Origin of the sequence: Nostoc sp. 106C, from assembly GCF_002154725.1 — a bacterium.
Lineage (GTDB): Bacteria > Cyanobacteriota > Cyanobacteriia > Cyanobacteriales > Nostocaceae > Aulosira.
Genome location: NZ_MTAW01000011.1, coordinates 1 through 4,628, shown reverse-complemented (window position 1 = coordinate 4,628; position 4,628 = coordinate 1). Strand labels below are relative to the sequence as shown.

The window sequence follows — 4,628 nt, the reverse complement described above, 5'->3', positions numbered from 1 at the left end:
GAAACATAGAATTTTTAGGAAGGATTGACCAGCAGGTAAAAATTCGTGGCTTCCGAATTGAATTAGGCGAAATTGAAGCCGAGCTCGCTCAGCATCCTGTTGTCCAACAAGCAGTGCTCATGGTACGCGAAGATACTCCAGGCAACAAACGCCTTGTAGCATACATCGTTGCCAAATCTCAACCTGCACCAACCACAAGTGAATGGCGGAACTTCCTCAAGCAGAGCTTACCAGAGTACATGATACCGAATGCGTATGTAGTCATAGAAACACTACCATTAACACCGAACGGGAAAGTAGACCGCCGCGCCCTACCAGCACCAGAGACAGAAAGCGTTAATTTAGCCACAGACTATGTAGCACCACGCACCACTACAGAAGCAAAAATCACTGCAATCTGGTCGCAAGTATTGGGAGTCGAAAAAATCGGCATTAACGACAACTTCTTCGAGTTAGGTGGACACTCCCTACTAGCAACCCAAGCCATCTCCCGCATCCGCCAAGCCTTAACAGTAGAAATCGCCCTGCAATCACTATTTGCCCAACCGACAATCGCCCAGCTAGCCGAGTTCATCGCACAGCAAGCACAAAACACACAGCAGCTACAACAAATACCCAAAGCCAACCGCAGCTCACTACCCCTATCATTCGCCCAGCAGCGCCTGTGGTTTTGGGAACAACTACAACCAGGCAACTCCATCTATCACATCGCAGAAGCACTGCAATTACAAGGACCGCTCAACATCAAAGTCCTGCAAAAATCCCTAGATGCCATAGTTGCCCACCACGAAGCCCTACGCACCAACTACATCACCCAAAATGGCAACCCAATACAGGTGATTCAACCACCCCGTGCCGTAGAACTACTGGTGTTCAACCTCCAAGCTTTACCAGCCACACAACGCAGTGCCCAAATCGAGCAACTACTACAACAGCAAACACAAAGACCCTTCAACTTCGCCAGCGACCTGATGCTGCGTGCTTGCTTGCTGCAACTAGATGAGCAAGAACACATCTTGTTGTTAGTGATGCACCACATCGCCAGTGATGGATGGTCAATGGGCATCCTCTGGCAACAATTAACACAGCTCTATCCAGCCTTTACCCAAAACCAACCCAACCCCCTAGTCGAATTACCAATTCAGTATGCCGACTATGCCGTTTGGCAAAGGCAATGGCTAGAAGCACAAGTTCAACAAACCCAACTCAACTATTGGCAACAGCAACTAGCAACTGCGCCACCAGTCCTAGAATTACCCACAGACCACCCCCGACCCTTAATCCAGACATATCAGGGTAAAAGGCAAACATTCACCCTATCCCAAAAACTAACTCAAGCCCTGCAAAAGCTGTCACAGCAACAAGGCGTCACCATGTTCATGACCTTGTTGGCAGCGCTGCAAACTCTGCTGTACCGCTATAGCCAACAAGAAGATATCCTCATCGGCTCAGCCATCGCCGGACGCAACCATGCAGAAACAGAAGGGCTAATCGGGTTTTTTGTCAACACCTTAGTATTGCGCACCCACCTCGGCGGTAATCCCAGTTTTCGCCAACTCCTAGAACAAGTGCGAACAGTCGCCCTCGATGCCTACGCTCACGCCGACCTACCCTTTGAAAAACTCGTCGAACACCTGCAACCAGAGCGTTCCTTGAGTTATCACCCTCTATTCCAGGTGATGTTTGTCCTCCAAAATGCCTTCAACCAAGAATTGGAATTGCCCGGCATCAATATCACCACCTTACCAGTGCATACAGGTACAGCCAAGTTCGATTTAACATTTGAACTCAGCGAAACAGCAAAGGGCATCACAGGCAGCGTCGAATACAACACCGACCTCTGGGAAGATGAAAGCATCAGCCGGATGTTGGGACATTTCCAGACATTATTGGCGGCAATTGTCGCCCAACCAGAACAACCCATCTGCCAACTTCCCTTACTCACAGCCAGCGAACAGCAGCAATTATGGCAGTGGAATCAAACTCAAACCAACTACCCAAAACAAGCGTCGATTCAGCAAGTATTTGAAACCCAAGTAGCAGCCACACCCGATGCAGTAGCCGTTGTCTTTGGACAGCAACAACTAACATACCAACAATTAAATCAGCGTGCCAATCAATTAGCCCACCACTTGCAAAGCTTGGGTGTCAAACCAGAAGTCATGGTCGGATTGGCTGCCGAACGCTCATTAGAAATGGTAATTGGGTTATTGGCGATCCTCAAAGCCGGTGGGGTGTATGTCCCCTTAGACCCGAAATATCCCCAAGAACGCCTCAGTTGGATGTTAGAAGATGCCCAAGTCCAGGTATTGCTAACCCAACAACATCTAGTCGATAGGCTACCGCTATATGCAGCCAAAGTAGTTTACCTCGATACTGATGCTGAGGTATTAGCGCAATACTCTGTGGCAAATCCCCAAAGCCTGACCACAGCCGAAAATTTAGCATACATCATCTATACATCGGGTTCCACAGGCAAACCCAAAGGCGTCAGCGTCACCCATCGGGGTGTAGTGCGTTTAGTTAAAGACAGCAACTATGTCAGTATCACTGCCGCCGACGTGTTTTTACAGTTAGCGCCCATCTCCTTTGATGCCTCCACCTTTGAAATTTGGGGCTGTCTGCTCAACGGTGCTCGGTTGGTAGTCATGCCACCCCAAACACCATCACTACCAGAATTAGCACAAGCGTTGGCTGATGAGCATGTCACAATACTGTGGTTGACCGCCGGACTGTTCCACCTGATGGTAGACGAGTACGTTGACCAACTCAAACTTGTGCGGCAAGTGTTAGCAGGGGGAGATGTGTTATCTGTACCCCATGTGGAAAAACTCTTGCAAGCAGGTGGTAATTGTCGATTAATTAATGGCTATGGACCTACGGAGAACACTACCTTTACTTGCTGCTATAGTCTCGACAATAATAGCCAAATTACCGGTTCGATTCCCATTGGTCGTCCCATCGCCAATACCCAAGCCTACATCCTTGATGCTAACTTGCAACCTGTGCCGATTGGTATTCCTGGCGAGTTATATGTCGGTGGTGATGGTTTAGCTAGAGGTTATCTGCATCGCGAACAACTCACCCAAGAAAAGTTTATTGTCAATCCCTGGGAGAATTCAGCATCACAACGACTCTACAAAACTGGAGATTTGTGTCGCTACTTGAGTGATGGCAATATTGAGTTTCTTGGTCGCTTAGACTATCAAGTGAAGCTGCGGGGTTTGCGGATTGAATTGGGAGAAATTGAAACCATACTTGAGCAACATCCCGTAATTAAGCAAACTGTGGTCATAGCTAGAGAGGATGTTCCCGGTGACAAACGCTTGGTGGCATATTTGGTGAGTGAGTCGCAACCATCACCCACTCCTGAACAATTGCGGCAGTATTTACAACAGAGATTGCCAGATTATATGGTGCCCTGTGCCTTTGTCTTTTTACCACAGCTACCGCTGACGCCGAATGGGAAAGTAGACCGCCGCGCTTTACCAGCACCAGCACCAGCGAGTGGAAATCAGGCAATAACTATTGTCCGACCCCGCAATCAACTCGAAGCCCAACTAGTGGAAATTTGGCAACAAGTTTTGGCTGTGCAACCGATAGGAGTCACAGATAATTTCTTTGAGTTGGGTGGACATTCGTTGTTGGCAATTAAGCTGTTTTGGGAAATTGAGAAGGCTTTCGGGCAAAAGCTGCCGTTGGCGACACTGTTTCAAGCTTCAACAATCGAGGCTTTAGCACCAATAGTCAAACCGCAAATAGCATTGAGTACAGCAGTTGAGGCTTGGTCATCTCTAGTTCCAATTCAACCCCAAGGAGAGAAACCACCGTTCTTCTGTATTCATGGATTGGGTGGAGAAGTGCTGTGTTTTCGGGATTTGGCAATGGCTATGGGCAAAGACCAACCATTTTACGGAGTGCAACCACTGGGGTTAGATGGTCAACAGCCACCGTTGACGCGGGTGGAAGATATGGCTGCGCATTACATTGGCTGTATGCGAGCGCTGCAACCTCAAGGACCTTATTATTTTGGTGGCTACTCTTTTGGTGGGATTGTCGCTTATGAGATGGCACAACAACTTCATCGCCAAGGTCAACAAGTCGGGCTGTTGGTGATGTTAGATACTAGTGTTCCCGGTTCTGACCGCCGCTTGCCGTTTGTGCAAAGAATTGGTCAGCATCTGAATAATCTCATGCAAAAAGGACCAGCTTACCTAGCACAAAGACTGGTGATTTGGACTAATTGGGCAAAAGATAGTTTTGAGCGCAACCGCCGCCGCCTGAAAAATAAATACAAGGGTTATTTGAAGGTGCAGCCAACTTATCTGTTAGATGTTTCTCAGCATTTGTCTGATACTGACGAGCATATTGAAATTATGGGTGTGAATATGCAGGCGATTCATCAGTATCAGTTGCAGGTTTATCCTGGGAGAATGTTGTTGCTGCGGACTACGGATCTATCTCGGGCGAATGCTGTGGGTTTGGAGTATGACCCGCAGTTTGGCTGGGGTGATTTGGTCAGTGGCGGCTTGGATATTGAATATGTTTCTGGCTCTCACAAGACTATGCTTGTTCAACCTCATGTTCATCTTTTGGCTGATAAGTTGCGCTCTTTTTTAGCTCAGGCT

At 48.0% G+C, this 4,628-nt stretch carries 1 protein-coding gene; it reads left to right on the top strand.

The window, feature by feature from the left end; all coding sequences use genetic code 11:
- Positions 1-4,628: non-ribosomal peptide synthetase (locus BV375_RS00085; RefSeq protein WP_086755947.1), on the top strand; the 4,628-nt coding region annotated here is incomplete at both ends.